This window comes from Paenarthrobacter sp. NPDC091669, assembly GCF_044756725.1.
GTDB lineage: Bacteria > Actinomycetota > Actinomycetes > Actinomycetales > Micrococcaceae > Arthrobacter > Arthrobacter bambusae_C.
Genome location: NZ_JBIVTK010000003.1, coordinates 409,404 through 434,388, shown reverse-complemented (window position 1 = coordinate 434,388; position 24,985 = coordinate 409,404). Strand labels below are relative to the sequence as shown.

The following is a 24,985-nucleotide window of genomic DNA, read 5'->3' as shown; positions in this document are numbered from 1 at the left end:
GTGACCTTATTTCGCGGCAATCACACGACACGCGCAAGCGGAGATTGCATGTGCGAAGCATAGGAAATACCGTCGCAGTAGAGTTACTTGACATAACTATAACCTTCAACTAGAGGGTTAAGGTCCAAGGATTCACGTTGGACTCGATCAGTTTCGCTATAGGACACAAGCAAGGGGCACGAAACGTGGCAGCACCGCAGAATTACTTGGCCGTCATCAAGGTCGTCGGCATCGGCGGCGGTGGCGTGAACGCAGTCAACCGCATGATCGAGGTGGGCCTCCGGGGCGTTGAGTTCATCGCAATCAACACTGACGCGCAGGCGCTGCTCATGAGCGACGCCGACGTCAAGCTTGACGTCGGACGTGAACTCACGCGTGGCCTTGGCGCCGGCGCGAACCCCGAGGTGGGCAAGCAGGCCGCCGAGGACCACGCCGACGAGATCGAAGAAGTTCTCCGCGGTGCTGACATGGTCTTCGTGACCGCCGGTGAAGGTGGTGGCACCGGTACCGGTGGCGCCCCCGTGGTGGCGCGCATCGCCCGCTCGTTGGGCGCGCTGACCATCGGTGTAGTGACGCGTCCGTTCACCTTCGAAGGCCGCCGTCGTGCAGGGTCGGCCGAGGCCGGCATCGACGCCCTGCGTGACGAAGTGGACACCTTGATTGTCATCCCCAACGACCGCCTCCTGTCCATCAGTGATCGCAACGTCTCCGTCCTGGACGCCTTCCGTTCCGCGGACCAGGTGCTCCTCTCCGGTGTCCAGGGCATCACGGACCTCATCACCACCCCCGGCCTGATCAACCTCGACTTTGCCGACGTCAAGTCCGTCATGCAGGGCGCGGGCTCGGCCCTGATGGGTATTGGATCCGCCCGCGGCGAAGACCGCGCGGTCAAGGCTGCCGAGCTGGCCATTGCTTCGCCGCTCCTGGAAGCTTCCATCGACGGCGCCCACGGCGTCCTGCTCTCCATTCAGGGTGGATCGGACCTTGGCCTCTTCGAAATCAACGAGGCCGCCCGTTTGGTTCAGGAAGTGGCACACCCCGAAGCCAACATCATCTTCGGCGCAGTCATTGACGACGCCTTGGGCGATGAAGCACGCGTGACCGTCATTGCGGCGGGTTTCGATGACGTGAAGGCGACCTCGCCTTCCATGGACCAGTCGCGTCCGGCGCAGAACCCCGTCCCCTCGGATCGTCCCGCTGCGCCGAGCAGCGCGCCGTCGAGCGCCGCTGCGCCGCAGCACGCAACGGCCGGAATCGGTGCCGCAGGCTTGAGCAACTGGGGCCAGCAGCGTCCGTCGGCACTCCCTGCCGACTCCGGCTTCGACGTCGATCTCCCGGCGGTAGTGGAGCCCGATCTTTCGGGCAGCCGTTCCGACGACCTCGACGTCCCCGACTTCCTGAAGTAAACCGCGTTCGGAGACTCATTCCTGGTGTTCTGGTGGCGCAATGAAGTTCGGCCCGGCGTCTCTGTAGCCTTCACGGATACAGGCGCCGGGAACCTGGCTCTCCACGTGGGAGACAACCCCGCCGAGGTCCTGGCGCGTCGCGTTCGAGTTGAACAGGCCGCCGGATTGGAAGGCGGCAAATTCCAGTACATGAACCAGGTTCATGGCAACACCGTGGAGTTCATTGACATCCACAGGGCAGGGCCCACCGCCGACGCCATGGTTTCAGCGGTTACCGTTTCCAACACTGCTGCACAGCCATTGGCTGTCATGGTGGCTGACTGTGTGCCCGTGGTTTTCGTTGGGAACGGTGCCGATAACGAACCCGTGATCGCTGTGGCGCACGCTGGCCGGCCCGGTGTGGCTTCCGCCGTGGTACCCGCAACCGTTGAAGAAATGCGCAAGCACGGCGCAGTGGACATCCGTGCTTGGCTGGGCCCGTCCATCTGCGGTTCTTGTTACGAGGTTCCCGCGGAATTGCGCGATGAAGTCGCCGCCCTCGTTCCTGCTACCTGGTCAGCCACCACCTGGGGTACGCCCTCCCTGGACCTTCCCGCCGGCGTCAGGGCCCAGCTGGAAGCCATGGATGTCACCGTGGAGTACTCGGGGGAGTGCACGCTGGAGCACAATTCACTTTTCTCATACCGCCGGGACTCCCGGACGGGTCGATTTGCAGGTTTGGTGTGGACGCATGATTAGCCTTGGTCGCGACGACGAAAAGCGCGATGGCCTGACGGGCGATGCCCGGACCGCCGAACTCTCCCACCGGCTTGACGCGGTAAGGCGCCGGATTGAAGCCGCTGTCGCTGCTGCCGGACGGACTGACCCGCCACGGCTGATCGTGGTGACCAAGTTCCATCCCGCAGACGATGTACGCCGGCTGGCGGCACTGGGAGTGACCGATGTTGGAGAGAGCCGCGATCAGGAAGCGGCCGCCAAAAGCGCCGGTCTTCCCGACGTAGGCGTCCGATGGCATTTCATTGGGCAACTCCAAAGCAACAAGGCCAAGTCCGTCGTCAAATATGCTGCGTCGGTTCAGTCGATCGACAGGCTTCAGGTTGTCGACGCCCTGGCCAAGGCCGTCGCGAGGGAGCAGGATGCTACCGGGCGCAGCGACCTCGACTGTTTCATCCAGGTTGGTTTGGATGACGACGCCGGTGCCCACCGTGGAGGCGCAAGCCCCTCGGACATCGGGGTGCTGGCCGACAGGATCGAATCGGCTCCCGGCCTGCAGTTGTCCGGGCTCATGGCAGTAGCGCCGTTGGGAGCGGATCCGGAGGCGGCATTCGAGAAACTTGCCGGTATTTCGGAGGCCCTCCGGGCGACTTATCCAGCTGCCACACGGATATCGGCGGGGATGAGCCAGGACCTCGAAGCGGCAGTGAAATTCGGGGCGACACACCTGAGAATAGGCTCCGATATTCTCGGTTCCCGTCCAGCCGTGGGGTAGCGTCAAAGTATTGGAATGACGGGCCGGGGTTCCAATATGTCACGTCATGGCGGCCCGCCTACTGCAGAAACGATAGGAGTGCACCATGGCTGGCGCTCTGCGCAAGACAATGATCTATCTTGGGCTCGCCGACGGCGATGAACACTACGAATCTGAGCAGGCCGTCGCCTCGCACCACGACGAAGAACGCCCCCAGGCACAGGAACGGGAAGAGCGCAGGGCGCCTGCTCCCGTCCGGGAAGTTGTCCGTGAAATGCCCACTGTTGATGCTGAAGAGGAATACCGCGCACCCGTGACACCCATCAAGCGTGCGGCCTCCAGCCGCGAAGATGCCTCTGGCCTGAGGCAGATCACCACCGTTCACCCCCGTTCCTACAATGACGCCAAGACCATCGGTGAGAGCTTCAGGGATGGCATTCCCGTCATTATGAACGTCACCGACATGGGTGAAGCCGATGCCAAGCGCCTCGTGGACTTCTCCGCCGGCCTGGTGTTCGGCCTCCACGGCAGTATCGAGAGGGTGACCAACAAGGTCTTCCTGTTGTCGCCGTCGTATGTTGAAGTCATCGGAGATGACAAAAAGGCCAGCGAAACCCAAGCCAGCTTCTTCAACCAGAGCTGACATCGATCTTTTGCGGATGCCAGGCGGGTCAACCTGCCTGGCATCTGTGTTGCAATAGTAGGGACCGATCTGCATTCCGGAACAAGTGGGAGATCTGAGCTAACTCGTGGGCATTGTTTTCGGCCTTATCTATATTGTGTTGTTGCTGTTCTTCATTGCCCTGATCATCCGGCTCATCTTCGAATGGGTCCAGATGTTTGCCCGCCAGTGGCGGCCACGGGGTGTGGCGTTGGTTACAGCGCATGTGGTCTACTCCGTGACGGATCCTCCGCTCGGGAGGCTCCGGAGGCTGATACCGCCACTTCAGTTGGGCGGAATCTCCTTGGATTTGGGCTTCCTGATCCTGATTATTGCCGTCAGTATTGCTATGGCGGTAACCAGCAGCCTGGCGTAGCTGCTCCGCGGAACCCGGACCACCGATGGTCCAAAGGCCGCAAATTCGCCAATTCAACACGATGGTGTTGAATTGGAGGAACCAGATGATATTTAGGTACCGTAGTTTTGAACGGCCGGAAGGCCTACTGACTAACTAGACCAACGAGGTGACCAGATGGCTTTGACGCCAGAAGACGTTGTCAACAAGCGCTTTCAGCCGACCAAGTTCCGCGAAGGCTACGACCAGGACGAGGTAGATGACTTCCTCGACGAGATCGTGGTGGAACTTCGCCGCTTGAACCAGGAAAATGACGAACTTCGCAAGAAGCTCGGCGAAGCCGGTTCGGCAGTGCCTGCTGCAGCTGCTGCGGCGCCGGTGGTTGAGAAGGTTCCGGCCCCCGTCAAGGTCGACAAGGAAGCTGAAGCCAAGGCAGAAGCCGAAGCCAAGGCTGCTGAAGCTGCCAAGAAGAAGGAAGCCGAGCAGGCTGCGGCCGCCGCCGCCGCTGCCAAGGCTCCCGCTGCGAACAACAGCGTCACGCCCTCCGCTGAATCTGCTGCCGGTCTGCTTGCCATGGCCCAGCAGATGCACGACAAGCACGTCTCCGACGGTGCGCAGCAGAAGGAAAAGATCATTGCCGAGGCTCAGATCGAGGCTTCCAGCCTCGTCAACGACGCCCAGGAGAAGTCCCGCAAGATCCTCGGTGCCCTGGAGCAGCAGCGCTCCGTCCTTGAGCGCAAGGTTGAGCAGCTCCGTGGCTTCGAGCGCGACTACCGTTCACGCCTGAAGGCCTACATCGAAGGCCAGCTGCGCGATCTGGACGCCCGTGGTTCCGTTGCCGCCCCCGAGGTCGGCGAAGCAACCGCAGACGTTTAGCAAGTATTCTGAAAGCCGGTGGCTGAGGACTCCTCGGCCACCGGCTTTTGCTGTTAAAGCCCATGGCAGTACCCGCTACGCTTCCCGAATGAAAGCACTATGACCGATTTCACCGATGACGCCCCGCAGCCGGCGCCCGCCGCCCGCCGCAAGTGGCGCCCGGCCATGCTCTGGCTGTTTGCCGGCTTCGCCGTGTTTGCCTACACCTTTGACCAGCTCACCAAGCTTTGGGTGACCAGCACCATGACGGAGGGCGAGCGGATCCCCGTCCTTCCCCCGTTGCTGCACTGGTACTACATCCGGAATTCGGGTGCTGCATTCTCCATCGGCGAGAATGTCACGTGGATCTTCACGATTGTCATGGCTGTTGTTTCCGTGGCGATTCTCTTTCAGTTGCGAAAGTTGGGCTCGGCCTGGTGGGCGTTGTCGTTGGGCCTGCTGCTCGGGGGAGCGTTGGGCAACCTCACAGACCGCTTGTTCCGGGAACCGTCGTTTGCGATGGGACATGTGGTGGATTTCATCCAGCTTCCCAACTTCGCCATTTTCAATATTGCAGACTCAGCCGTGGTGTCCGGCGTTGTCATCATCTGCCTTTTGACGCTTCGCGGCATTGGGATGGATGGGACGCGCCAGACGTCCTCTCCCAAACCTGCCAACGGGTCAAAGGACGCCAATGATGCCAAGCCGGCCGGCGGTTCCACCGGGGAGCCTGCCGGTGAGTAGCCCTCTGGTAGTGCCCGAAGAACTGGCGGGGGTCCGGGCGGATGCAGGCCTGGCCCAACTGCTTGACATCTCGCGGTCGGCGGCGGCGCTGCTGATCGCCGAAGGCAATGTGACTGTAGGCGGCGTTGCGGTCGGCAAGTCGGCTAAGCTCGCCGCCGGCTCGGTGCTGGATGTCACCGTCCCTGATCGTAGGGACCCCTTGGAAGTGGTGGAGGAAGTTGTGGAAGGCCTGAAAATCCTGTTGGACGACGACGAATTCGTTGTCATCGACAAACCGGTGGGGGTCGCGGCCCATCCCTCACCTGGCTGGGTGGGACCTACGGTGGTGGGCGGCCTTGCTGGTGCCGGGTACAGGATCTCTACATCCGGCGCACCTGAGCGCGCCGGGATCGTCCACCGGCTCGACGTCGGGACATCGGGTGTCATGGTGGTGGCCAAGACCGAGCATGCTTACACCGTGCTGAAACGCGCTTTCAAGGAGCGCACGGTGGAGAAGGTCTACCACGCAGTGGTCCAAGGCCTGCCTGATCCCTTGGAGGGCACCATTGACGCGCCGATCGGGCGCCACCCAGGTCACGACTGGCGGTTCGCGGTGATCGAGGACGGCCGGCCATCAGTGACCCACTATGAGGTATTGGAAGCATTCGGCAAGGCAACCCTGGTGGAAGTACACCTGGAGACCGGCCGGACGCACCAGATCCGCGTCCACTTCTCGGCCTTGCGTCACCCGTGTGCCGGAGATCTCACGTACGGCGCGGACCCCCGTCTGGCAGCGACCCTGGGATTGACCCGGCAGTGGCTGCACGCTCGCCAGCTTGGATTCACGCACCCCGGCAGCGGTGAATGGGTGGAAGTGAGCAGCGAATATCCAGCGGACCTTCAGTACGCCCTGGATCTCCTCGCCACAGGCGCAGCCTAAGGAACCTCCGCCAGGGCCCGGGCCCCGCTGACCGACGGTAGACTGTCGTGGTGACTTCCAGCAATGATTCGTTCGTCCACCTGCACACCCATACCGAGTACTCCATGCTGGATGGAGCGGCCCGTCTGGGTGAGCTGTTCGATGAAACCGAACGTCTCGGGATGCCGGCCCTGGCCACCACGGACCACGGCTACCTGTTCGGTGCGTTCGACTTCTGGCGCAAAGCCACCGACAAGGGCATCAAGCCGATCATCGGCGTCGAAGCCTATGTCACCCCCGGAACCGCCCGCGGCGACAAAGAGCGTGTTCGCTGGGGCGACGAGAGCCAGCGCAAGGACGATGTGTCCGGTGGTGGCTCGTATACCCACATGACGCTCCTCAGTTACAACAATGTGGGTATGAGAAACCTGTTCCGGGCCTCGTCCATTGCTTCCCTCGACTCCGTTTTTGGTAAGTGGCCCAGGCTGGACCGGGAACTGCTCAACACGTACTCCGAAGGTTTGATCGCCACCACGGGCTGCCCTTCCGGGGAAGTGCAGACCAAGCTGAGGCTTGGCCTTTACCGCGAGGCCGTTGAAGCCGCAGCGGAGTTCCGCGACATCTTCGGGGCAGAGAACTACTTCTGTGAACTGATGGACCACGGCCTGGACATTGAACGTCGCGTGACCGGCGACCTCCTGCGCCTGGCCAAGGAGCTCAACCTCCCGCTGGTGGCTACCAACGATCTCCACTACACGCACGAGCACGATGCCAAAGCCCACGAGGCCCTGCTGGCAATCCAGTCCGGTTCCACGCTCCTGGAGCCCACGTATGACAACGGCGGCTCCCGCTTCGCTTTCTCGGGCAGCGGCTACTACCTGAAGTCTCCGCAGGAAATGCGGGAACTGTTCCGCGACCACCCCGAGGCGTGCGACAACACGCTGCTCATCGCCGAGCGCTGCGAAGTTTCCTTCAATACAGGCGCCAACTACATGCCCCGTTTCCCTTGCCCGCCCGGGGAAGACGAGACCTCCTGGCTGGTCAAGGAAGTAGACACCGGCCTCAAATACCGCTACCCCCAAGGCATTCCGGACAAGGTCCGCAAGCAAGCGGACTACGAGCTCGGCGTCATCACGTCCATGGGCTTCCCGGGCTACTTCCTGGTGGTGGCCGACTTCATCAACTGGGCCAAGAACAATGGCATCCGTGTGGGTCCCGGCCGTGGTTCCGGTGCAGGTTCCATGGTGGCCTACGCCATGCGCATCACCGACCTCGACCCCCTGCAGCACGGCCTGATCTTTGAGCGCTTCCTCAACCCGGACCGCGTTTCCATGCCCGACTTCGACGTCGACTTCGATGATCGGCGCCGCTCCGAAGTGATTGACTACGTCACCAAGAAGTACGGTGACGAGCGCGTGGCGATGATCGTCACGTACGGCACCATCAAGACCAAGCAGGCGCTGAAGGACTCCTCCCGCGTTCTGGGTTACCCGTTCAGCATGGGCGAAACCTTGACCAAGGCGCTTCCGCCGGCCGTCATGGCCAAGGACATTCCACTCGCGGACATCCAGAACCCGGAGTCCAAGCGCTACAGCGAAGCAGGCGATTTCCGCCAGCTGATTGCTACCGATCCCGAAGCCGCCAAGGTCTTCGAGACGGCCTTGGGCATCGAGGGCCTGAAGCGCCAGTGGGGTGTCCACGCTGCTGGTGTCATCATGTCCTCGGACCCCATCATCGATGTCATTCCCATCATGCGCCGTTTCCAGGACGGCCAGGTCATCACCCAGTTCGACTACCCGACGTCCGAAGGCCTCGGCCTGATCAAGATGGACTTTTTGGGCCTCCGAAACCTGACGATCATTTCGGACGCCCTGGAAAATATCAAGATGAACCGTGGCATCGACCTGGACCTGGAAAACCTCGAACTCGACGACGCCGCTTCCTATGAACTCCTTGCCCGCGGTGACACCCTGGGCGTTTTCCAGCTTGACGGCGGACCCATGCGGTCCTTGCTCAAGCTGATGAAGCCTGACAACTTTGAAGACATCTCCGCTGTCCTGGCGCTGTACCGCCCGGGTCCCATGGGCGCCAACGCCCACACGGACTATGCATTGCGCAAAAACGGGATCCAAGAGGTTATTCCCATCCACCCGGAGCTGGAAGAACCACTCAAGGAAATCCTCGGCGGCACCTTCGGCCTGATCGTGTATCAGGAGCAGGTTATGGCTGTGGCACAGAAGCTGGCAGGGTACTCACTGGGCCAAGCTGACATTCTTCGCCGTGCCATGGGTAAGAAGAAGAAGTCCGAACTGGACAAGCAGTTTGCCGGCTTCTCCCAAGGCATGCAGGACAACGGCTACTCCATGGCTGCCGTGAAGACCTTGTGGGACATTCTGCTTCCGTTCTCCGACTACGCGTTCAACAAGGCCCACTCGGCTGCGTACGGCGTGATCTCCTACTGGACGGCCTACTTGAAGGCGCACTACGCGCCGGAATACATGGCTGCACTGCTGACCTCGGTGGGCGATGACAAGGACAAGTCGGCCATCTACCTCAATGAGTGCCGGCGCATGGGCATCACGGTCCTGCCGCCGGATGTCAACGAATCCTCGCTGAACTTCACGCCTGTGGGTACGGATATCCGTTTCGGCATGGGTGCCATCCGGAACGTCGGTGTCAACGTGGTGGACGCCATGGTCTCAACGCGCGCCACAGAGGGCAACTACACCTCGTTCAAGGATTTTCTCTTGAAGGTTCCGGCTGTGGTGTGCAACAAGCGCACCATCGAATCGCTGATCAAGGCCGGCGCTTTCGATTCGCTGGGCCATCACCGCCGGGCCCTGGCCATGATCCACGAAGAAGCCATCGACTCCGTGATCACCCTCAAACGCAACGAGGCAATTGGCCAGTTCGACCTCTTCGCAGGCTTCGAGGACCAGGAGCCCGAAGCGTCGCTCACCACGGAAATCCCGGACCTGCCTGAGTGGGAGAAAAAGGACAAGTTGTCCTTCGAACGGGACATGCTGGGACTCTACGTTTCGGATCATCCCCTGCAGGGGCTTGAGGGCGTTCTCAGCCAGCACGCGGAACAGTCCATTACCTCGATCATCGGCGAGGATGGACCGCACGACGGCGCGATTGTCACCATCGCGGGCATGATCACCTCGTTGAGCCGCAGGATCGCCAAGGCCAGCGGCAACGCTTACGCCCGGGCGGAAATCGAAGACCTCGGCGCTTCCATGGAGGTCATGTTCTTCGGGCAGGTCTATGGTCCCATCGCCTCCGTCCTGGCGGAGGACCTCATTGTGGTGGTCAAGGGCAGGCTCCAGCGCCGGGACGATGGCGCAGTGACGTTGAACTGCATGGAGCTCTCAGTGCCGGACCTCAGCGAAAGCGTCAATGGTCCCGTGGTGATCACCATTCCCACGTTCAAGGCCACCGAAGCTGTAGTTACGGACCTGCGTGATGTGCTGCGCACTCACCGCGGGAACTCCGAAGTCCGGCTCAAGCTGATGGGCGATACCAAAGTGGAGGTCATGGGGCTGCCCGTGCATATGCGGGTCAACCCCAGCCCGTCCCTTTTCGGTGACTTGAAGGTCCTGCTGGGCCCGGCCTGCCTGGATAACTAGCGGCTAAAAGCCGCCAGGCCGGATTCCGCCCGGTCAGATTTCGTAGTCGAGCGGCGCCGGCTTGCTGTAACCGCCGCTGTGGTAAAGCAGGGGAGTGCCGTCGTCGCCTACTTGGCCATCGATGACCTCCACAACTACCACTGCGTTGTTCTCGAACGAGAGCCGCATCTGGATCTTGCCCACCAGCCAGCCACTGACATCCTTCAGGATCGGCACCTCGTGGGGTCCAGGTTCCCAATGGTCGCCTTCGAACCGGTCACGAGTCCGTGCGAAACGGTTGGCGAGGGCCTGGTTCTCAAGCCCCAGCATGTGGACGCCGATGTATTCGGCATTGGCTACGGCCGGCCACGAACTGGAGCTCCGGGCCATGTTGAAGGTGAACCGGGGTGGCTCGGCCGACAGCGACGCCACAGAGGTGGCGGTGAAGCCGAAGGGCTTTCCGTTCAGGTTCGCCGTAATGATGGCAACCCCGGCGGCATGCCTGCGGAACATCTCCCGGAAAGTCTGGTCAAAGCCGGATGGTTCGCTTGTCACGTTGGTGAATCTCCTGGACTGGGGGCTGAGTCTCCCTTCAGCGTATTCCTCCGGTAGAGCCGGGTCCTCATTTTGTTGAGCATGCATGAACCTTTGTTAATGTGAGGGGTATGACCGAGCCAACCGTGCACGTACCTGCTGTTGCCGAACCGGCTCCGGCCGCTCCTTCCCGCAGTTTCAAAGAGGCTCTCTGGCTTGTCCTTCCGCCGGCCGCCGGCGTCCTTCTTGGTGTGCTCTGGTGGCTGCTTGCTCCGGGTGGGCTCAATCTGGTCTCCGGCAACCCCGCGCTTGCCGACGCAGCGAATCCCGGGTCCTGGCTTCCACGCGACCTGGTCCTGGCGGGTTTGGTACTCGTGGCGGGGTGTTTCACAGGTGTCATGCTGGACGGGAAACTGCAGGGCCACAACGTGGGGCGACGATTGACATTCGCACTTGTTGGCGGCGCCCTGGGTGGCATCGTGGCGTGGTTGGTTGGCTTGCTGACCGCACAGCTGTTTGGTCCGGCCCCCAACCCCGCCCTTGGCCCGGGGTATGGATTCACGCTCCGTTCCTTCGCTGTGCTGGTGCTGTGGCCGGCCGCGACGGCGTTCATCACGTTCGTCCTGGCGCTGTTCGGAGTTCTTTCCAAGAAGCCCGTAAAATAGCCAAGTGACCACTTCTTCGGATACTTCCGCCCGCGCTGCTGCTTCCCTTGATTTCCGGAGCATCGATTTCCGGGGCCGCCACCTTTCCTTGGCTGAGCTGCGTGCCGCAGTCCCCAGGGCGCGCCATCAGACCATGGCCGACGCCGAGCAGAAGGTCCAGGACATCATTTCAGCTGTCCGCGGCCGTGGCTTTGCAGCCCTCGCTGAGCTGGCCAGGACGTTCGACGGCGTGGAACAGTCCCACCCGCGGGTTCCGGCTGAGGCGCTGACCCAGGCGTTGGCCGGGTTGGATCCCGATGTCCGCGCTGCTTTGGAAGAGTCCATCAGCCGCGCCAGGCAGTTTGCAGAGCAGCAGCGTCCCGCCAATGTGGACGTTGCCTTAGCCGATGGCGCCGTCGTCAGCCAGAACTGGATTCCGGTGGGCCGCGTTGGGCTGTATGTGCCCGGCGGGCTCGCTCCGTTGGCCTCTTCAGTGATCATGAACGTGGTGCCGGCAGTTGCGGCCGGGGTTGAGTCGATTGCGCTGGCTTCACCGCCCCAGAAAGACTTCGACGGTCTTCCGCACCCCACCATCCTGGCTGCGGCCAAGCTGCTGGGCATTGATGAGGTCTATGCGATCGGCGGTGCACAGGCGATTGTTTCCTTCGCCTACGGGATCCCGGGATCCGCTGACGAGTTGCCCATTGAACCCGTGGATGTGGTGACCGGCCCGGGAAACATCTTCGTGGCTACGGCCAAGAGGCTCGTCAAGGGTGTAGTGGGCATCGACTCCGAGGCCGGCACCACCGAGATTGCCATTCTTGCTGATTCCACTGCACAGGCCCCCCTTGTGGCCGCCGACCTCATCAGCCAGGCAGAGCACGATCCCAAAGCAGCTTCGGTCCTGGTGACGTACTCCGCTGACCTGGCTGACGCCGTCGTACGTGAACTGGCGCGGCAGGCTGCCGTGACCAAGCACAGCGCCCGGGTTCTGGAGGCGTTGTCCGGGCCCCAGTCCGGTGTGGTGCTGGTGGATGACCTTGAACAGGGGATCGCGGTCTGCAATGCCTACGCGGCTGAACACCTGGAAATCATGACGGCGGATGCTGCGGCCGTTGCGTCGCGGATCCGCAATGCCGGTGCAATTTTTGTGGGTGACTACAGCCCCGTCAGCCTGGGTGACTACTGTGCCGGATCCAACCACGTATTGCCCACCAGTGGGACAGCTGCCTTCTCTTCAGGCTTGAATGTCACCACGTTCCTCCGCGCCGTGCAGGTCATCAACTACAACCGTTCCGCGCTGGAACAGGTCAGCGGCCACATCGTGAGCTTGTCAGGTGCCGAGGATCTTCCCGGACACGGCGACGCGGTCCGGATCCGCTTCGCGTAAGCTGCCCCAACCACTACATATACGGGTGGCCACCACTACATGTAGTAATTACACGCTTGTCATTACGTAGTGAACAAACGTAAACTGGTGCCGGAAGTTAAACTTCCGGCACCTTTTGCGTCCCCGGCAACCCGCCGGACCCGTTCCGTGCCGGAACTGTCAGGGGAGGCCCAGCGTGTATTGTCCGTTCTGCCGGAATCCCGACTCCCGCGTCGTGGACAGCCGTATGGCCGACGACGGTTCTTCCATTCGCCGCCGCCGTCAATGCCCCGAATGTGGCCGCCGGTTCACCACAGTGGAGACCACCAGCTTGTCCGTTATCAAACGGTCCGGCGTCGGCGAGCCCTTCAGCCGCATCAAGGTGATCAGTGGCGTCCGAAAGGCATGCCAGGGACGCCCGGTCACTGAGGACGATCTCGCCATGCTGGCCCAGGAAGTCGAAGAGAACATCCGATCCTCGGGTGCGGCGGAAATTGACGCGCACGAGGTTGGTTTGGCCATTCTTGGCCCGCTGCGGAAGCTGGACGAGGTGGCCTACCTTCGTTTCGCCAGCGTCTACCAGGCCTTTGAATCCCTGGAAGATTTCGAATCGGCCATTTCCCTGCTTCGCCACGAGCATGAAGAGCATGCAAAGGCCGGCGCCAACGAAGCCAAGGGTTCAGAGAAGAGCCCGCTTTAGCTCCGGTGGCGGTGCGGAGGGGAAGCCGCAACCGCCACCGGCACCAGGACCGACACGCGTCCGGATGAGCGTTCCCGGGACAACTGTCAGCGGCCGCCGGACACAGGAAGCACAGCCCCGGTGATGTACCCGGCCTCGGCGGACATCAGCCACAGGACGGCCGCCGCCACTTCTTCGGGCTCAGCCCCGCGGCCCATGGGAATGGTGGGGTTCAACCTTTCCACCCGGTCCGGCATCCCGGCGGCGGCATGCAATCCGGTGTTGGTGCTGCCGGGGGCCACCGCATTGACCCGGATGCCCTGTTTGGCCACCTCGGCTGCCAAACCAACCGTGAGGACATCCACAGCACCCTTCGTGGCAGCGTAGTGGACCCAGGTCCCGGGGGAGCCCGCCTTGGTGGCGGTTGACGAGATATTGATGATGGATCCGCCGCTGCCGCCGTTGTCCGTGGAGAGTCGTCGCACGGCTTCCTGGCACATGTAGATCATGCCGGACACGTTGACGTCCACAACCCGTTGAATGGTCTCGCCCGGTACGCCCACCAGGGGGCCGATCAGGTTGCCGGTAATGGCAGCGTTGTTGATGATAGCGGTCACCTGACCCAAGCCCGCGGCTTCGTCGAACAAACGCACGACGTCGGCAGGGCGGCTGACGTCCGCCTGGACGGTCAGTGCCCGGCCGCCCAGGCCGATGATGTCCTCAGCCACGGTTTTAGCGCCGGCGCTGTCCTCGGAGTAGTTGACCACTACGGCGTGTCCGGCGCGGGCCGCAGCATGGGCCACGGCAGCTCCGATGCCTCGGCTGGCCCCCGTGACGATAACCGTTCCGACTCCCGGAACCGTGCCCTCAGCCATCCCGCGGGACTACTTGGTGAGCTTGTGGTGCAGGGCGACCTCAAGCGCAGCACCGACAATACCGGCGTCGTTCTTCAATTTCGCAGTCACGATTTTGGTGCGCAGGTCCAGGTGCGGGAAGTACTCATCGGAGCGCTTGGAGATTCCGCCGCCCACAATGAAAAGTTCGGGGGAGAACAGGAACTCAACATGCTGGAGGTAGCGGTTGAGCAGGACGCCGTACTCGTCCCAGCTCAGGCCATCGCGTTCACGGGCTACGGCGGAGGCCTTGGTCTCGGCGTCGTGTCCATCCACCTCCAAGTGGCCCAGCTCGGCGTTGGGGACCAACTGGCCGTTGAAGATGAAAGCAGAACCTATGCCGGTTCCCAGAGTGATGACCAGGACAGTTCCATCCACGCCTTCGCCGGCTCCGTAGCGGGCTTCCGCCAGACCGGCCGCGTCGGCGTCGTTGATGACCTCAACGGGACGGCCAAGACGCTTGGTAAACCTTGCGTCGATGTCAGTACCGAGCCAGGTCTTGTCCACGTTGGCAGCTGAGTTGACCACGCCGTGCTGGATGATGCCGGGGAAAGTCACACCCACCGGGGAGTCCGCAGCCGGGGCGTCCGGGCGGCTGGAGAGTTCTTCGACAATTTGGGCTACAACCTCGGCTACTGCCTCAGGAGTTGCGGGCTGGGGTGTGGGAACACGGAAGCGGTCACCGATCAGCTTGCCCTTTTTCAGGTCGACAATGCCGCCCTTGATGCCGGTGCCGCCGATGTCGATACCGATCAGCGGTGCGTTCTTGTGGGTCTTCTCATCCTTCTTGGACAATGCAATTCCGATCATGGCAGGAGGGGATGGGCATGGCGCAGCCGCCCGGGCTGCTGGACCTTCCGAAGAGCTCAGGGAAGGGTAAGGATTTCCGCGCCGGCCTCAGTGACCAGCAGGGTGTGTTCGAACTGGGCCGTGCGCTTGTGGTCCTTGGTAACGACTGTCCAGTCGTCGGCCCACATGTCCCATTCGATGGTGCCGAGCGTCAGCATGGGTTCAATGGTGAAGACCATGCCTGCCTCGATCACGGTGTTATACGCCGGGGCTGCGTCGTAATGCGGAATGATGAGGCCCGTGTGGAAGGCCTCACCCACGCCGTGGCCAGTGAAGTCCCGCACCACGCCGTAGCCGAAGCGTTTGGCGTAAGACTGGATGGCACGGCCGATTACGTTGATTTCGCGGCCAGGGGCCACGGCCTTGATGGCCCGGTTGAGCGACTCCTGCGTACGCTCAACCAGCAGACGGGATTCCTCATCCACGTCGCCAACCAGGAAAGTGTAGTTGGTATCCCCATGGACTCCACCGATGAAGGCTGTGATGTCGATGTTCAGGATGTCGCCGTCCTTCACCACAGTGGAATCGGGGATCCCGTGGCAGATGACTTCGTTCAGCGAGGAACACAACGACTTGGGAAAGCCGCGGTAGCCAAGCGTGGAGGGATAGGCCTTGTGGTCCAGGAGGAACTCGTGGCCGATTTTATCCAGGTAGTCCGTGGTGACGCCGGGCTCCAGGTGCTTGCCGACCTCGACGATTGCCTGGGCAGCGATTTTGCCGGCGATGCGGATCTTCTCGATGGTCTCCGCCGACTTCACCTCGGAACCCGTGAACTTGGCCGGCGCCTTCTTGCCGACGTACTCAGGCCGCGGAATGGAGGCCGGGACGGGCCGCTCGGGGCTGATGGTTCCCGGGGTGAGGGCGCCGATGGGTGCAGTCGAAGCAAGAGAAGGCATAGATTGATCATATAAGGCACACAAGAGACGTAAGTAACAAAGGGTGGCTGGGTTCCTGTGACACCGCCAACGTTACGCGTCCAGCCGCCCGAGGACCGAGGAGGAGACGTGACGGAGTACTGGTACAACGTCAAGACGCACGAGATCGAAGAGGACGCCATGTCCGATTGGACGCAGCTGATTGGCCCTTACAAAACCAGGGAAGAAGCCGAGCACGCCTTGGAAAAGGTTAAAGCCCGAAACGATGCCTGGGACGCCCAGGACGACGACTAGAAGGAATGCTCAGGTCCGGGAAACTGCCCGGACCTGACGTCCTCGCCGAAGGCGGCGGCTGCGCCGCTGAGGGTGGTGCGCAGATCGGCGTATTGCTTGACGAACTTGGCCATTTTGCCTCCTCGCAAACCAGCCATGTCCTGCCACACGAGGACTTGGCCAGTGGTGGTGTTGCCCGCGCCGATACCTACGGTTGGTACCCGCAACGCGGCATCGACGGTGGCTGCCGTTTCCGCCGGAACCATTTCCATGAGCACGCTGAACGCGCCGGCGTCCTGCAATGCAAGGGCGTCGTCCACGAGTCGTTGTGCGTCGTCTCCGCGGCCCTGGACGCGATAACCACCCAGGGAGTGTTCGCTCTGCGGGGTGAAGCCAATGTGGGCCATGACGGGGATGCCGGCCTGAACCATGGCTTTTACGGTGTCCGCATAGTAGGCGCCCCCCTCGATCTTGACGGCGTGCGCCAGGCCTTCCTTGAGGAACCTGACGCCGGTAGCGACTGCGTGCCCTGGCGAAACCTCGTAGCTGCCGAAGGGAAGGTCCGCCACGATCAGGGCCCGCTTGGCCGCACGGCTCACCGCCCGGGTGAGGGGCAGGAGCTCGTCCACAGTGACGGGGAGGCTCGTCTCGTTGCCAAAGACGTTGTTGGATGCCGAGTCTCCGACGAGGAGGACTTCGATTCCTGCCTGGTCGAAGATCTCTGCGGTGTACTGCTCATAGGCAGTCAGCATGGCGAAGCGCCCGCCGTTGTCCTTGGCTTGCTGGAGGTGGTGGATCCTGACTCTGCTGATCGGCTTACCGGCGCTGGAGGCGGGCGTCGTGGCAGCAGATGCCGGGCCGGTCCCGTAAGGTGCGGGAACTTCGGCGGGCGTGGTGGACTCAGGGAGGTTGCTCGGGGCCATGGGTAGAGCCTAAGGGGTGCCGACGACGCCTGCCACCAGTGTGCCAAGCGTCACTGAATGTAAACGCTGTGTTACGCGCAGGTACTGCTGCGGCATAAGCACCGAAGACTTAGTAGAGTGAAGGCTGAGTTGTCGTGGCTCCAAACCATTGGAACCAGCGGCATGGACACTGAATCGGAAAAGAGGCCCTATGGACCGCCAGCAAGAGTTCGTTCTGCGGACGATCGAAGAGCGTGACGTGCGCTTCGTACGCTTGTGGTTCACCGACGTCGTGGGTTCCCTGAAATCGGTGGCGCTTGCGCCTGCCGAGGTTGAAGGAGCTTTTGAAGAGGGCCTTGGCTTTGACGGTTCAGCGATCGAGGGCCTCGCCCGCGTCTTTGAGTCCGACATGCTCGCCCAGCCGGATCCGTCGACCTTCCAGATCCTGCCGTGGCGCGGTGAGACGGAGCAGACATCGCGCATGTTCTGCGACGTCCTGACCCCTGACGGCGAGCCCTCCGCAGCCGACCCCCGCAACGTCCTCAAGCGGACCCTGGCCAAGGCTGCGGACATGGGATTCACCTGCTACACCCACCCGGAGATCGAGTTTTACCTGCTCAAGTCCAAGGACCTCGGCCCCGATGGCTCGCCGGTTCCCGTGGATGAGGGGGGCTACTTCGACCACGTTCCGGGCGGCGTTGCCCAGGACTTCCGCCGTACGGCTGTCACCATGCTCGAATCCGTCGGCATTTCCGTGGAGTTCAGCCACCATGAAGGCGGCCCGGGCCAGAACGAGATCGACCTCCGTTATGCGGATGCCCTGCAGACCGCCGACAACATCATGACCTTCCGTACGGTCATCAAGGAGGTTGCGCTCCAGCAGGGGACTTACGCCACCTTCATGCCCAAGCCGTTCACCGACCACCCCGGCTCCGGCATGCACACCCACTTCTCCCTGTTCGAGGGCGACACCAACGCGTTCTTTGAAGCCGGAGCTGAGTTCCAGCTGTCCAAGACGGCACGCCAGTTCATCGCGGGAATCCTGAAGCACGCTCCCGAATTCACGGCAGTCACCAACCAGTTCGTGAACTCCTACAAGCGGCTCTGGGGCGGCGGCGAGGCGCCGAGCTACCTGAGCTGGGGACACAACAACCGTTCTGCGCTTGTCCGTGTTCCGCTGTACAAGCCCGGCAAGGGCCAGTCGGCGCGCATCGAGTACCGCGGGATCGACTCCGCCACCAACCCGTACCTGGCCTACGCTGTCCTGCTGGGCGCCGGCTTGAAGGGCATTGAGGAAGGCTACGAACTTCCCGCTGCAGCCGAAGACGACGTTTGGTCGTTGACCACGGCTGAGCGCAGGGCCATGGGGCATGCGCCGTTGCCCGCCAGCCTCCACGACGCCATCCGCGCCATGGAAGAATCGGAGCTTGTAGCCGAGATCCTGGGCGAGCAGGTCTTCGAGCACTTCCTGCGCAACAAGCGCGCGGAGTGGCAGGATTACCGCCTCCAGGTCACGCCGTACGAGTTGCAGCGCAACCTCGGCATTCTGTAGGCAGGGCCAATGAGCCTTGCACGTCGGCTCATTTCAGCCGGTTTCAGTGATCTCGAAAAGGCGGAACGTTTCCTTACTGCCCCTGAACTGGAGGGCATTGACCAGGAAGCGCTCTTTGCCGGGCTCTCCATGTCGGCGAGCCCGGACACGGCCCTGCAATCGTTGGTCCGGCTCCTTGAGAAGAATCCGGGACTGAAGAAGCTGGCTGCGGCGGATCAGGACACCAGCGAGCCCATGTACCGTCTGTTGGGCGCTTCCGAAGCGCTGGGGGAGTTCCTCATGCGCCGGCCGGAACACCTGGATGTCTTCGATGTCCGCGTCAGCCCGGAGCCGCTCCAGGCTTCCAGCGAAGAGCTCCGGGCCATGCTGCTCCGTTCTGTGAAAGCCGAACCCGGAGCCCAGCGCCCTGTGGCGGGAATGACCGGGATGCCGGCGTACGCGGCCCTTCGGAGCGCCTATCGACGCGGGCTGACAGAGCTGGCCATCAAGGATCTTTGTGCCGCATCGCCGCAGGACTTCATGCCGGCTGTCGGCGCCGAGCTGGCCGACCTTGCCGGTGCGGCCATCGAGGCTGCCCTCGCCGTGTCCCGGGCCGAGGCGGCAGGACAGTACGCTGCAGCGGAGATCGCCGACGTCGGGCTTGCCGTCATGGGCATGGGCAAGTGCGGCGCCCGTGAACTGAACTACATCTCCGATGTCGATGTCATCTACGTCATTGAGGCAGGGGAGCTGGAGGACGCCCGGGCGTCCACCATCGGTACCGCCCTGGCGTCCGGGATATCCCGCGCAATTTCTTCCTCGGCGCCGGAGCCCGGGTTGTGGGAAGTCGACGCCAACCTCCGTCCGGAAGGTAAGTCGGGGCCGCTGGTCCGTACCCTGCCTTCCCATCTCAGCTACTACGCACGCTGGGCGGAAAGCTGGGAGTTCCAAGCGCTGCTCAAGGCGAGGACCATCGCCGGTGACCGGGAACTCGGCCAGCGCTATGAGAAGGCAGTGGAACCGCTGGTGTGGGCCTCAGCGGGCCGCGAGGGGTTCGTTGAATCCGTGCAGGCGATGCGCCGCAGGGTTACCGATTACATTCCCGCGGCCGAGGAACAGCGCCAGATCAAGCTGGGGCGGGGCGGCCTTCGCGATGTCGAGTTCACCGTCCAGCTGCTGCAACTGGTCCATGGAAAATCCGACGAATCCCTTCGGTGCAGGGACACCACGTCGGCCATAGCCGCACTGTCTGCCGGTGGCTATATTGGCCGCACGGATGCAGCCGCTTTCGACAACGCCTACCGTTACCTCCGGTTGCTGGAGCACCGCATCCAGCTTTTCCAGCTGCGGCGAACCCACCTCATGCCTGTGACAGAGGACGCGCAGCGGTTCCTGGCCAAGGCCGTCCTGGGGCCCTTTTCGCTGGAGCGGCCCCATCCGGACCAGTTGATGGCGACATGGCAGAAGACCAAGAAAGCCGTGCGGGAGCTGCATGAGCGCATCTTCTACCGTCCCCTGCTCAACACTGCGGCCAAGCTGAGCAGCGAGGATGCCAAACTCAGCCCCGAGGCAGCCCAGGGCCGGCTTGCTGCCCTGGGTTACTCGGATCCGCAAGGAGCCATGCGGCACATCGAAGCACTGACGGGCGGAGTCAGCAGGCGGGCGGCGCTGCAGCGGCAGCTTCTCCCCATTTTGCTGGGCTGGCTCGCTGAAGGCGTGGACCCCGACGCCGGTCTGCTCGCCTTCCGCAGGGTCAGCGAGGCCCTGGGAACCACTCATTGGTATTTGGGTCTTCTGCGGGATTCGCAGGCGGCTGCGGAACGTTTGTGCCAAGTGTTGGCCAATTCCCGGTTAATTTCGGATCTATTGGAAGTTTCCCCTGAATCCGTGGCATGGCTGGGCAGCGACAAAGAGCTGGTGCCCATCAGTTTCGAAGCGCAGTGGCAGGAGATCCGGTCCAAGCTTTCACGCCACCCGGATCCTGAAAGCGCCATGAGGCTCATTCGGTTGATCCGGCGCCGCGAGATCCTGCGGACAGCGATTGCCGACAGCTCCGGTTTGCTGGACCAGGACGCGGTTGGTCTTGCACTGGCTGAAACCGACCGGGCCGCTGTCCTGGGGGCGCTTCATGTAGCCGAATCCGTCATTGCCGGCGATGGTCCGTTGAAAACCGATGTCCTGGTGGTTGCCATGGGACGGCAGGGTGGACGGGAGATTGGTTACGGCTCGGACGCAGACGTCATCTACGTGCATCGCGCCCGGCCCGGGTTCTCTGACTCAGAGGCCCAAGAGCAGGCGACGGCGATCGTCGCCAAAGTCTCCAGTTTCCTCACCCAGCCGCTCAAGCCGGCCATCATGGCTGAGCGGGTTCTCATGGTGGACGCGGACTTGCGGCCCGAAGGAAAGAACGGCGCGATGGTCCGGTCGCTGGAGTCGTATGCGGAGTACTACCGCCGGTGGTCGCTGATCTGGGAGGCCCAGGCGCTGCTGCGGGCGCGTCCCATGGCCGGTTCCGATGAGTTGGCTGCCGATTTCGTCAGGCTTATTGATCCGATCCGCTATCCACGTGAGTTGGCGGAGCAGGATGTGCGGGAAGTCCGTCGAATCAAAGCGCGTGTGGAATCCGAACGCCTGCCGCGTGGCGCTGATCCTGCGCGTCACGTCAAGCTTGGGCGTGGCGGACTGAGCGACGTCGAATGGCTGGTGCAGTTGATCCAGCTGCAGCACGCAGGCAAGCACCCGGAGCTGCGGACAAGTTCGACGCTTGAGGCCCTCGCCGCAGCGGAGAAACTGGATTTCATAGGCCACGATGACGCTGCGCTCCTGCGGGATGCGTGGCGGTTTGCCAGCCGGATACGCTCAGCGAATGTGATCGTCACGGGACGGGCTTCGGACCTCCTGCCGTCATCGCGGAAGGACCTTGAGGCCGCGGCGCGATGGTGTGGATATGCTCCGGGAAATGCCGGCCAGTTCGAAGAGGACTACCTACGGCTCAGCCGGAGGGCAAGGGGAGTGTTCGAGAAGGTCTTCTACGGACATTAGCCAAGGGAAAGGGCCGCTTCGGCCTTCCCCCGGGCATGCCGCAACATGGAGACCACCGGAACGCCGGGCACCAGCGTGCCGTTCACCACGTAACCTTCTTCACGGTCCCGGAGTGCCTCCACCATCCGATCCCGCCAGCAATGCAGTTCAGCGAGGCTCGCGGGGTCGTCGGCGAGGTTGAAGCGTTCCTGCGGGTCGGCGTCGAGGTTGAACAGTTCCTCTGTTCCCTTTCCGGACCCCCAAATGTACTTGTGGTGCCCGTCGGTCAACCAATGCAGGTTCTGCCCCCAGTAGACGTGTTCGCCGTGCAGGAACTCCCGGACGGATTCTGTATTCCCGCCGCGCACCAAGGGCGCCAGGGACTTTCCATCGACAGAGTCGGGGATGGGCAAACCGGCAAGATCCAGCAGAGTGGGCATGATGTCCCGCAGTTCCACGATGTGGTCCACTACGGTCCCGCGCGCTGCGTCCTTGGCTGCAGGTGGGTTGGCGATAATGAAGGGTATGCGGGCGGATCCCTCGTACGGCACGGCCTTGCGGAACATGTGGTGGTCTCCCATCATTTCACCGTGATCGCTGGTGAAAGCGATGACCGTGTTGTCATCGAGTCCAAAATCGGCCAGCGACTCCCTGATGCGGTTGACCTGCAGATCGATCTGCGCCATCAGGCCGTAGTACCCGGCCCTGGCACGGTGGACTACGTGGTCCGGCATTCTGCCGTAGCTTGCCTGGTAGTCTCCGTCCCTCCGGTTCTCATCCCAGTGGTGCTCCCAATTTCCCACCACGGCCTCATACCCGGGAATGTTCAGGTACTGCTCAAACGCCCACGACGGCGGGTCGTACGGTGGGTGCGGACGGTGGAAGGAAAGGTAGAGGAAGAAGGGTTTCACGGGATCGCGGCGGTGCATCCATTCGATGGCCTGCGTGCCGATCCAATGCGTAGGGTGCAGGTTCTCTGATTTGTCCCAGGGCCGGGCGACAATCGAGTTGCAGTTCACGCCGTGATCGAAATATTCGGCATCCGGGCCCATCCCCGGCTGCCTCCGTAGCCATGGCACGTAGTCGTCAAACATGGCGAAATGCTGTTGGTGTTCCCGCCGAGCGTGATGAAGGTAGCCATCATGGAGGATCACGTCGTCGAAGCCGAGCCGTGAGCGTTCGGGCCACACATGCATCTTTCCAATTGCTTGTGTGTGGTAACCGCCCTTTCTGAACTCGCCCTGTACTGTCACCGGGTGGACTGCGTGAAACGGTACGCCGTCGTTGTACCCCACCCGGCCGTGCCGTTCCTGCGACTGGCCTGTAAACAGGGCCGCGCGGGCAGGGACACAAGACGGCGTAGCAGAATAGCCTTTGGAGAACCGCACACCGTTTCGGGCGAGTTCGTCGAGATGGGGTGTTTCGACGTAGGGATGGCCGTCCGAGGACAGGCAGTCGCCCCTCCATTCATCCACGCAGATCAGAATGACGTTCGGCCGGCTCATGGAAAGGTTCCTTCGACGTAGGGAACTGATGTGACAACCCTAGTAGGAAGACCTCGCGAAATGCTTGAATATGACTCGGAAGATCTGTTTTCGAGCGTAAATGATCATCATGGTGTGGGTGATGTCTGGCTTATTCCCCTGAAGTTTCTGGACGACGACGCGCGGGCCATACACCTTGGTGCCGTGGCTGCGTTGTCTGTCGGGGAGGGGCAGCGTGAGTTCGTTGGCGATCCCCTCAGGATGATGCTGCTGGGCATGGAGGAGGAGTCCCGCCTGCCCTATGTCATTGAGTCGGGCGGGCTGGCGGTGGGCGTGCTGACCCTCCAATACGGGGCTGCGGGATTGGCGGGTTGGTCCGATGACGATTCTGCATGGCTCCTCAGGGGCTTCCTGATCGACTCGGCCAGCCAAGGGCGTGGCCTGGGGACGAGGGCTGCGCGAGCGGCAGTGGAGGAGGCGCGCAAGCTGACGGCCCGGCTGGACGGCGACCAGGCCGGCGTCGTTCTGTCCGTCAACGAGCGCAATCCGGCGGGCCAGGCGGCTTACCGCAAGGCTGGCTTCCTCGATTCGGGCAGGTACCTGGGTGGCAGTTCCGGTCCGCAGCGGATCATGTGCAGGGCCTTCGAGTGACGATGGCGTCAACACTGGTTGACGGTCATTATGCCGTCAACTATGGTTGACGCTATGGAGGTGGACCGGATGAAGACGCTGGTGGGATCGATGGATGGAATGGGCCCGGCGGAAGCACTATACGCCGTGGCGGAACTGCAGAAGGAAGTAGGGCGGCGGGAGGCTTCGCTGGTACGTGCGGCCAGGCAGTCCGGGTTGTCATGGGAGGCGATAGCGCTTTGCTTGGGCGTCAGTAAGCAGGCGGTGCACAAGAAGTACGGCAAGCAGTAGAAATACTGCCACGGCCTGGGTCTGGCCCCGGCGGCTGGGGTCGCTTAGGATTCTCCCGTGACAATCAGCGTGGATTCGGAAGGTGCAACTTTCTCCACCATGTGCTGTTTCCGCTGTGAGCAGGCAGGGCCGCACTGGTCCTCGCGTCACGGCCGAGCCGGAATTTTCGTGTGCCGGCGCTGCTTTGCCACCTTCTCCGATGATGAACCTGCTGCCGTCGTCGGGGGAGCTTTAAGCCTCGCTTCGGCGACCGCCGAAGAACTGCGCCTCTTCGAATCCAAGTAGTCACGGCACCTGGAAGGCGAAAAAACGAGTACACGCTACTCGTGTCCCCGCTATTGCCGCAGGGGCAGCATGGTGGTTATGACAACGTATGTGATTGAACCAGCGGCCCTGCTCCATCGCTGCCAGTGCTGCGGCGAAGAAACCGATCGGGTGTTCTGCCCCGACTGTGCGGCACCGGACGTGCCGGGGCAGGCGCCCAGAACCCAGCACTGATCGCGTCGCCTCCGTGAGCGCCGCGGCTGGGTCTTGTTGGGACACCAGGCTGCGCAGACGCTAAGTATCCTTATAGACTTCATCTGTCACTGTTCTCGAGACAGAGGGAAAGTCCATGGAATACAACGGAAGTTCGACAGAGAAGACCGTCCTTGCCGGGGAGTTGGACCGGCGCCATGTGGGTCAGTCCGTGAGCTTTCAGCCCAATGACTTCACTGTGGTTTTCGGAACCATCGCAGGCATTGCGCGAACCGAAGCGCTGGTCTACCTGTCGCTGGATGGTGTCGGCGGCGGTACCCACCTGAAAGACGAATACGACCTCCCGATAGACCACAAGGTCTATCTTCAGCTTGATCCCCTCGGCAGCGCCGAAAAGGGTCTCTCGGAAGCCGCGGGTTTCGTCAAGGAGAAACTGGACGAGATCGCCAGGAACATCCGCGAACGCGATCAGGATAAGACTGAGTAGTCCGCTACTGCACCAAAAAGGCGATCCCCGGTCCGTATGGACCGGGGATCG

The 24,985-nt window shown here is 62.3% G+C and carries 25 protein-coding genes; 19 read left to right on the top strand and 6 right to left on the bottom strand.

What is annotated here, in order from left to right:
- Positions 1-185 precede the first annotated feature (185 nt).
- The 9 genes from ftsZ to dnaE all read left to right on the top strand — a co-directional run bounded on the left by ftsZ (position 186) and on the right by dnaE (position 10,016).
- The gene (gene ftsZ / locus ACIQLI_RS07330; protein WP_011774419.1) at positions 186-1,406 is read left to right on the top strand and encodes a cell division protein FtsZ; all 1,221 of its coding nucleotides are present in this window, start codon (positions 186-188) and stop codon (positions 1,404-1,406) included.
- A 24-nt stretch (positions 1,407-1,430) separates the two neighbouring features.
- Positions 1,431-2,144: a peptidoglycan editing factor PgeF gene (pgeF, locus tag ACIQLI_RS07325; RefSeq protein ID WP_400386626.1), complete on the top strand. Its 714-nt coding sequence runs from the start codon at positions 1,431-1,433 to the stop codon at positions 2,142-2,144.
- Entirely contained in the window at positions 2,137-2,895 is a 759-nt protein-coding gene (locus ACIQLI_RS07320) for a YggS family pyridoxal phosphate-dependent enzyme (RefSeq protein ID WP_400386624.1), read from the top strand. Before pgeF ends, ACIQLI_RS07320 begins: the two co-directional genes overlap by 8 nt.
- Before the next feature lie 85 nt (positions 2,896-2,980).
- A complete protein-coding gene (locus ACIQLI_RS07315; protein ID WP_400386621.1) occupies positions 2,981-3,517 on the top strand; it encodes a cell division protein SepF in 537 nt (178 codons plus the stop codon).
- A 106-nt stretch (positions 3,518-3,623) separates the two neighbouring features.
- Positions 3,624-3,911 (top strand): YggT family protein, encoded by a 288-nt coding sequence (locus ACIQLI_RS07310; RefSeq protein WP_017200850.1) that lies wholly within the window; start codon positions 3,624-3,626, stop codon positions 3,909-3,911.
- A gap of 156 nt (positions 3,912-4,067) precedes the next feature.
- A complete protein-coding gene (locus ACIQLI_RS07305) occupies positions 4,068-4,766 on the top strand; it encodes a DivIVA domain-containing protein (protein ID WP_089594507.1) in 699 nt (232 codons plus the stop codon).
- Positions 4,767-4,865: 99 nt separating this feature from the next.
- Positions 4,866-5,489: a signal peptidase II gene (lspA, locus tag ACIQLI_RS07300; RefSeq protein WP_400386616.1), complete on the top strand. Its 624-nt coding sequence runs from the start codon at positions 4,866-4,868 to the stop codon at positions 5,487-5,489.
- A complete protein-coding gene (locus ACIQLI_RS07295; RefSeq protein WP_354232795.1) occupies positions 5,482-6,408 on the top strand; it encodes an RluA family pseudouridine synthase in 927 nt (308 codons plus the stop codon). Before lspA ends, ACIQLI_RS07295 begins: the two co-directional genes overlap by 8 nt.
- 50 nt (positions 6,409-6,458) lie before the next feature.
- Positions 6,459-10,016 carry a DNA polymerase III subunit alpha gene (gene dnaE / locus ACIQLI_RS07290; protein ID WP_400386613.1) on the top strand — a complete coding sequence of 1,186 codons (3,558 nt, stop codon included), beginning with the start codon at positions 6,459-6,461 and terminating at the stop codon, positions 10,014-10,016.
- Between the two features lie 33 nt (positions 10,017-10,049).
- Here the strand turns inward: dnaE and ACIQLI_RS07285 are convergent, their stop codons facing one another.
- Entirely contained in the window at positions 10,050-10,550 is a 501-nt protein-coding gene (locus tag ACIQLI_RS07285; protein ID WP_354232797.1) for a flavin reductase family protein, read from the bottom strand.
- Between the two features lie 110 nt (positions 10,551-10,660).
- On the opposite strand from ACIQLI_RS07285, the gene ACIQLI_RS07280 reads away from it, so the two are divergent.
- From ACIQLI_RS07280 to nrdR, 3 genes are all read left to right on the top strand, one after another.
- A complete protein-coding gene (locus ACIQLI_RS07280; protein ID WP_400386610.1) occupies positions 10,661-11,194 on the top strand; it encodes a hypothetical protein in 534 nt (177 codons plus the stop codon).
- 4 nt (positions 11,195-11,198) lie between these two features.
- Complete coding sequence (hisD, locus tag ACIQLI_RS07275) at positions 11,199-12,563, top strand: histidinol dehydrogenase (RefSeq protein WP_400386607.1); 1,365 nt, start codon at positions 11,199-11,201, stop codon at positions 12,561-12,563.
- Between the two features lie 175 nt (positions 12,564-12,738).
- Positions 12,739-13,242, top strand: a complete 504-nt coding sequence (gene nrdR / locus ACIQLI_RS07270) for a transcriptional regulator NrdR (protein ID WP_354232800.1) — start codon at positions 12,739-12,741, stop codon at positions 13,240-13,242.
- 86 nt (positions 13,243-13,328) lie between these two features.
- On the opposite strand, the gene ACIQLI_RS07265 is transcribed toward nrdR, so the two are convergent.
- From ACIQLI_RS07265 to map, 3 genes are all read right to left on the bottom strand, one after another.
- The gene (locus tag ACIQLI_RS07265) at positions 13,329-14,096 is read right to left on the bottom strand and encodes an SDR family oxidoreductase (protein WP_400386604.1); all 768 of its coding nucleotides are present in this window, start codon (positions 14,094-14,096) and stop codon (positions 13,329-13,331) included.
- A gap of 9 nt (positions 14,097-14,105) precedes the next feature.
- Positions 14,106-14,909 carry a polyphosphate--glucose phosphotransferase gene (gene ppgK / locus ACIQLI_RS07260; RefSeq protein WP_278251957.1) on the bottom strand — a complete coding sequence of 268 codons (804 nt, stop codon included), beginning with the start codon at positions 14,907-14,909 and terminating at the stop codon, positions 14,106-14,108.
- A gap of 71 nt (positions 14,910-14,980) precedes the next feature.
- The gene (map, locus tag ACIQLI_RS07255; RefSeq protein WP_400386601.1) at positions 14,981-15,859 is read right to left on the bottom strand and encodes a type I methionyl aminopeptidase; all 879 of its coding nucleotides are present in this window, start codon (positions 15,857-15,859) and stop codon (positions 14,981-14,983) included.
- A gap of 108 nt (positions 15,860-15,967) precedes the next feature.
- On the opposite strand from map, the gene ACIQLI_RS07250 reads away from it, so the two are divergent.
- Positions 15,968-16,132, top strand: a complete 165-nt coding sequence (locus ACIQLI_RS07250; RefSeq protein WP_011774435.1) for an SPOR domain-containing protein — start codon at positions 15,968-15,970, stop codon at positions 16,130-16,132.
- Here ACIQLI_RS07250 and panB read toward each other — a convergent pair.
- Positions 16,129-17,034 carry a 3-methyl-2-oxobutanoate hydroxymethyltransferase gene (gene panB, locus ACIQLI_RS07245; RefSeq protein ID WP_400386598.1) on the bottom strand — a complete coding sequence of 302 codons (906 nt, stop codon included), beginning with the start codon at positions 17,032-17,034 and terminating at the stop codon, positions 16,129-16,131. The genes ACIQLI_RS07250 and panB overlap by 4 nt on opposite strands.
- 190 nt (positions 17,035-17,224) lie before the next feature.
- Here panB and glnA point away from each other — a divergent pair, with 190 nt between their 5' ends.
- Both glnA and ACIQLI_RS07235 read left to right on the top strand, forming a co-directional pair.
- Complete coding sequence (glnA, locus tag ACIQLI_RS07240; protein ID WP_026542529.1) at positions 17,225-18,565, top strand: type I glutamate--ammonia ligase; 1,341 nt, start codon at positions 17,225-17,227, stop codon at positions 18,563-18,565.
- Between the two features lie 9 nt (positions 18,566-18,574).
- Positions 18,575-21,586 carry a bifunctional [glutamine synthetase] adenylyltransferase/[glutamine synthetase]-adenylyl-L-tyrosine phosphorylase gene (locus ACIQLI_RS07235; RefSeq protein ID WP_400386595.1) on the top strand — a complete coding sequence of 1,004 codons (3,012 nt, stop codon included), beginning with the start codon at positions 18,575-18,577 and terminating at the stop codon, positions 21,584-21,586.
- Here the strand turns inward: ACIQLI_RS07235 and ACIQLI_RS07230 are convergent.
- On the bottom strand, positions 21,583-23,070 hold the full coding sequence (locus ACIQLI_RS07230) for an arylsulfatase (RefSeq protein WP_400386592.1): 1,488 nt from the start codon (positions 23,068-23,070) through the stop codon (positions 21,583-21,585). The genes ACIQLI_RS07235 and ACIQLI_RS07230 overlap by 4 nt on opposite strands.
- 60 nt (positions 23,071-23,130) lie before the next feature.
- Here ACIQLI_RS07230 and ACIQLI_RS07225 point away from each other — a divergent pair, with 60 nt between their 5' ends.
- The 4 genes from ACIQLI_RS07225 to ACIQLI_RS07210 all read left to right on the top strand — a co-directional run bounded on the left by ACIQLI_RS07225 (position 23,131) and on the right by ACIQLI_RS07210 (position 24,934).
- Complete coding sequence (locus tag ACIQLI_RS07225) at positions 23,131-23,700, top strand: GNAT family N-acetyltransferase (protein ID WP_400386589.1); 570 nt, start codon at positions 23,131-23,133, stop codon at positions 23,698-23,700.
- 54 nt (positions 23,701-23,754) lie between these two features.
- Positions 23,755-23,970 (top strand): hypothetical protein, encoded by a 216-nt coding sequence (locus ACIQLI_RS07220; RefSeq protein WP_026542533.1) that lies wholly within the window; start codon positions 23,755-23,757, stop codon positions 23,968-23,970.
- Positions 23,971-24,027: 57 nt separating this feature from the next.
- Positions 24,028-24,255, top strand: coding sequence for a hypothetical protein (locus ACIQLI_RS07215; protein ID WP_354232807.1), 228 nt, complete (start codon positions 24,028-24,030; stop codon positions 24,253-24,255).
- Between the two features lie 328 nt (positions 24,256-24,583).
- On the top strand, positions 24,584-24,934 hold the full coding sequence (locus ACIQLI_RS07210) for a hypothetical protein (protein WP_354232808.1): 351 nt from the start codon (positions 24,584-24,586) through the stop codon (positions 24,932-24,934).
- The last annotated feature ends 51 nt before the right edge of the window (positions 24,935-24,985 follow it).

Bases quoted from the DNA above. Each gene is read 5' to 3' on its own strand.
- ACIQLI_RS07280 (WP_400386610.1), top strand. From the start codon at position 10,661: ATGACCGAGCCAACCGTGCACGTACCTGCTGTTGCCGAACCGGCTCCG.
- ACIQLI_RS07320 (WP_400386624.1), top strand. From the start codon at position 2,137: ATGATTAGCCTTGGTCGCGACGACGAAAAGCGCGATGGCCTGACGGGC.
- ACIQLI_RS07315 (WP_400386621.1), top strand. From the start codon at position 2,981: ATGGCTGGCGCTCTGCGCAAGACAATGATCTATCTTGGGCTCGCCGAC.
- ACIQLI_RS07235 (WP_400386595.1), top strand. From the start codon at position 18,575: ATGAGCCTTGCACGTCGGCTCATTTCAGCCGGTTTCAGTGATCTCGAA.
- ACIQLI_RS07220 (WP_026542533.1), top strand. From the start codon at position 23,755: ATGGAGGTGGACCGGATGAAGACGCTGGTGGGATCGATGGATGGAATG.
- ACIQLI_RS07210 (WP_354232808.1), top strand. From the start codon at position 24,584: ATGGAATACAACGGAAGTTCGACAGAGAAGACCGTCCTTGCCGGGGAG.
- map (WP_400386601.1), bottom strand. From the start codon at position 15,859: ATGCCTTCTCTTGCTTCGACTGCACCCATCGGCGCCCTCACCCCGGGA.
- glnA (WP_026542529.1), top strand. From the start codon at position 17,225: ATGGACCGCCAGCAAGAGTTCGTTCTGCGGACGATCGAAGAGCGTGAC.
- ACIQLI_RS07225 (WP_400386589.1), top strand. From the start codon at position 23,131: ATGCTTGAATATGACTCGGAAGATCTGTTTTCGAGCGTAAATGATCAT.
- ACIQLI_RS07305 (WP_089594507.1), top strand. From the start codon at position 4,068: ATGGCTTTGACGCCAGAAGACGTTGTCAACAAGCGCTTTCAGCCGACC.
- ACIQLI_RS07265 (WP_400386604.1), bottom strand. From the start codon at position 14,096: ATGGCTGAGGGCACGGTTCCGGGAGTCGGAACGGTTATCGTCACGGGG.
- ACIQLI_RS07230 (WP_400386592.1), bottom strand. From the start codon at position 23,070: ATGAGCCGGCCGAACGTCATTCTGATCTGCGTGGATGAATGGAGGGGC.
- panB (WP_400386598.1), bottom strand. From the start codon at position 17,034: ATGGCCCCGAGCAACCTCCCTGAGTCCACCACGCCCGCCGAAGTTCCC.
- lspA (WP_400386616.1), top strand. From the start codon at position 4,866: ATGACCGATTTCACCGATGACGCCCCGCAGCCGGCGCCCGCCGCCCGC.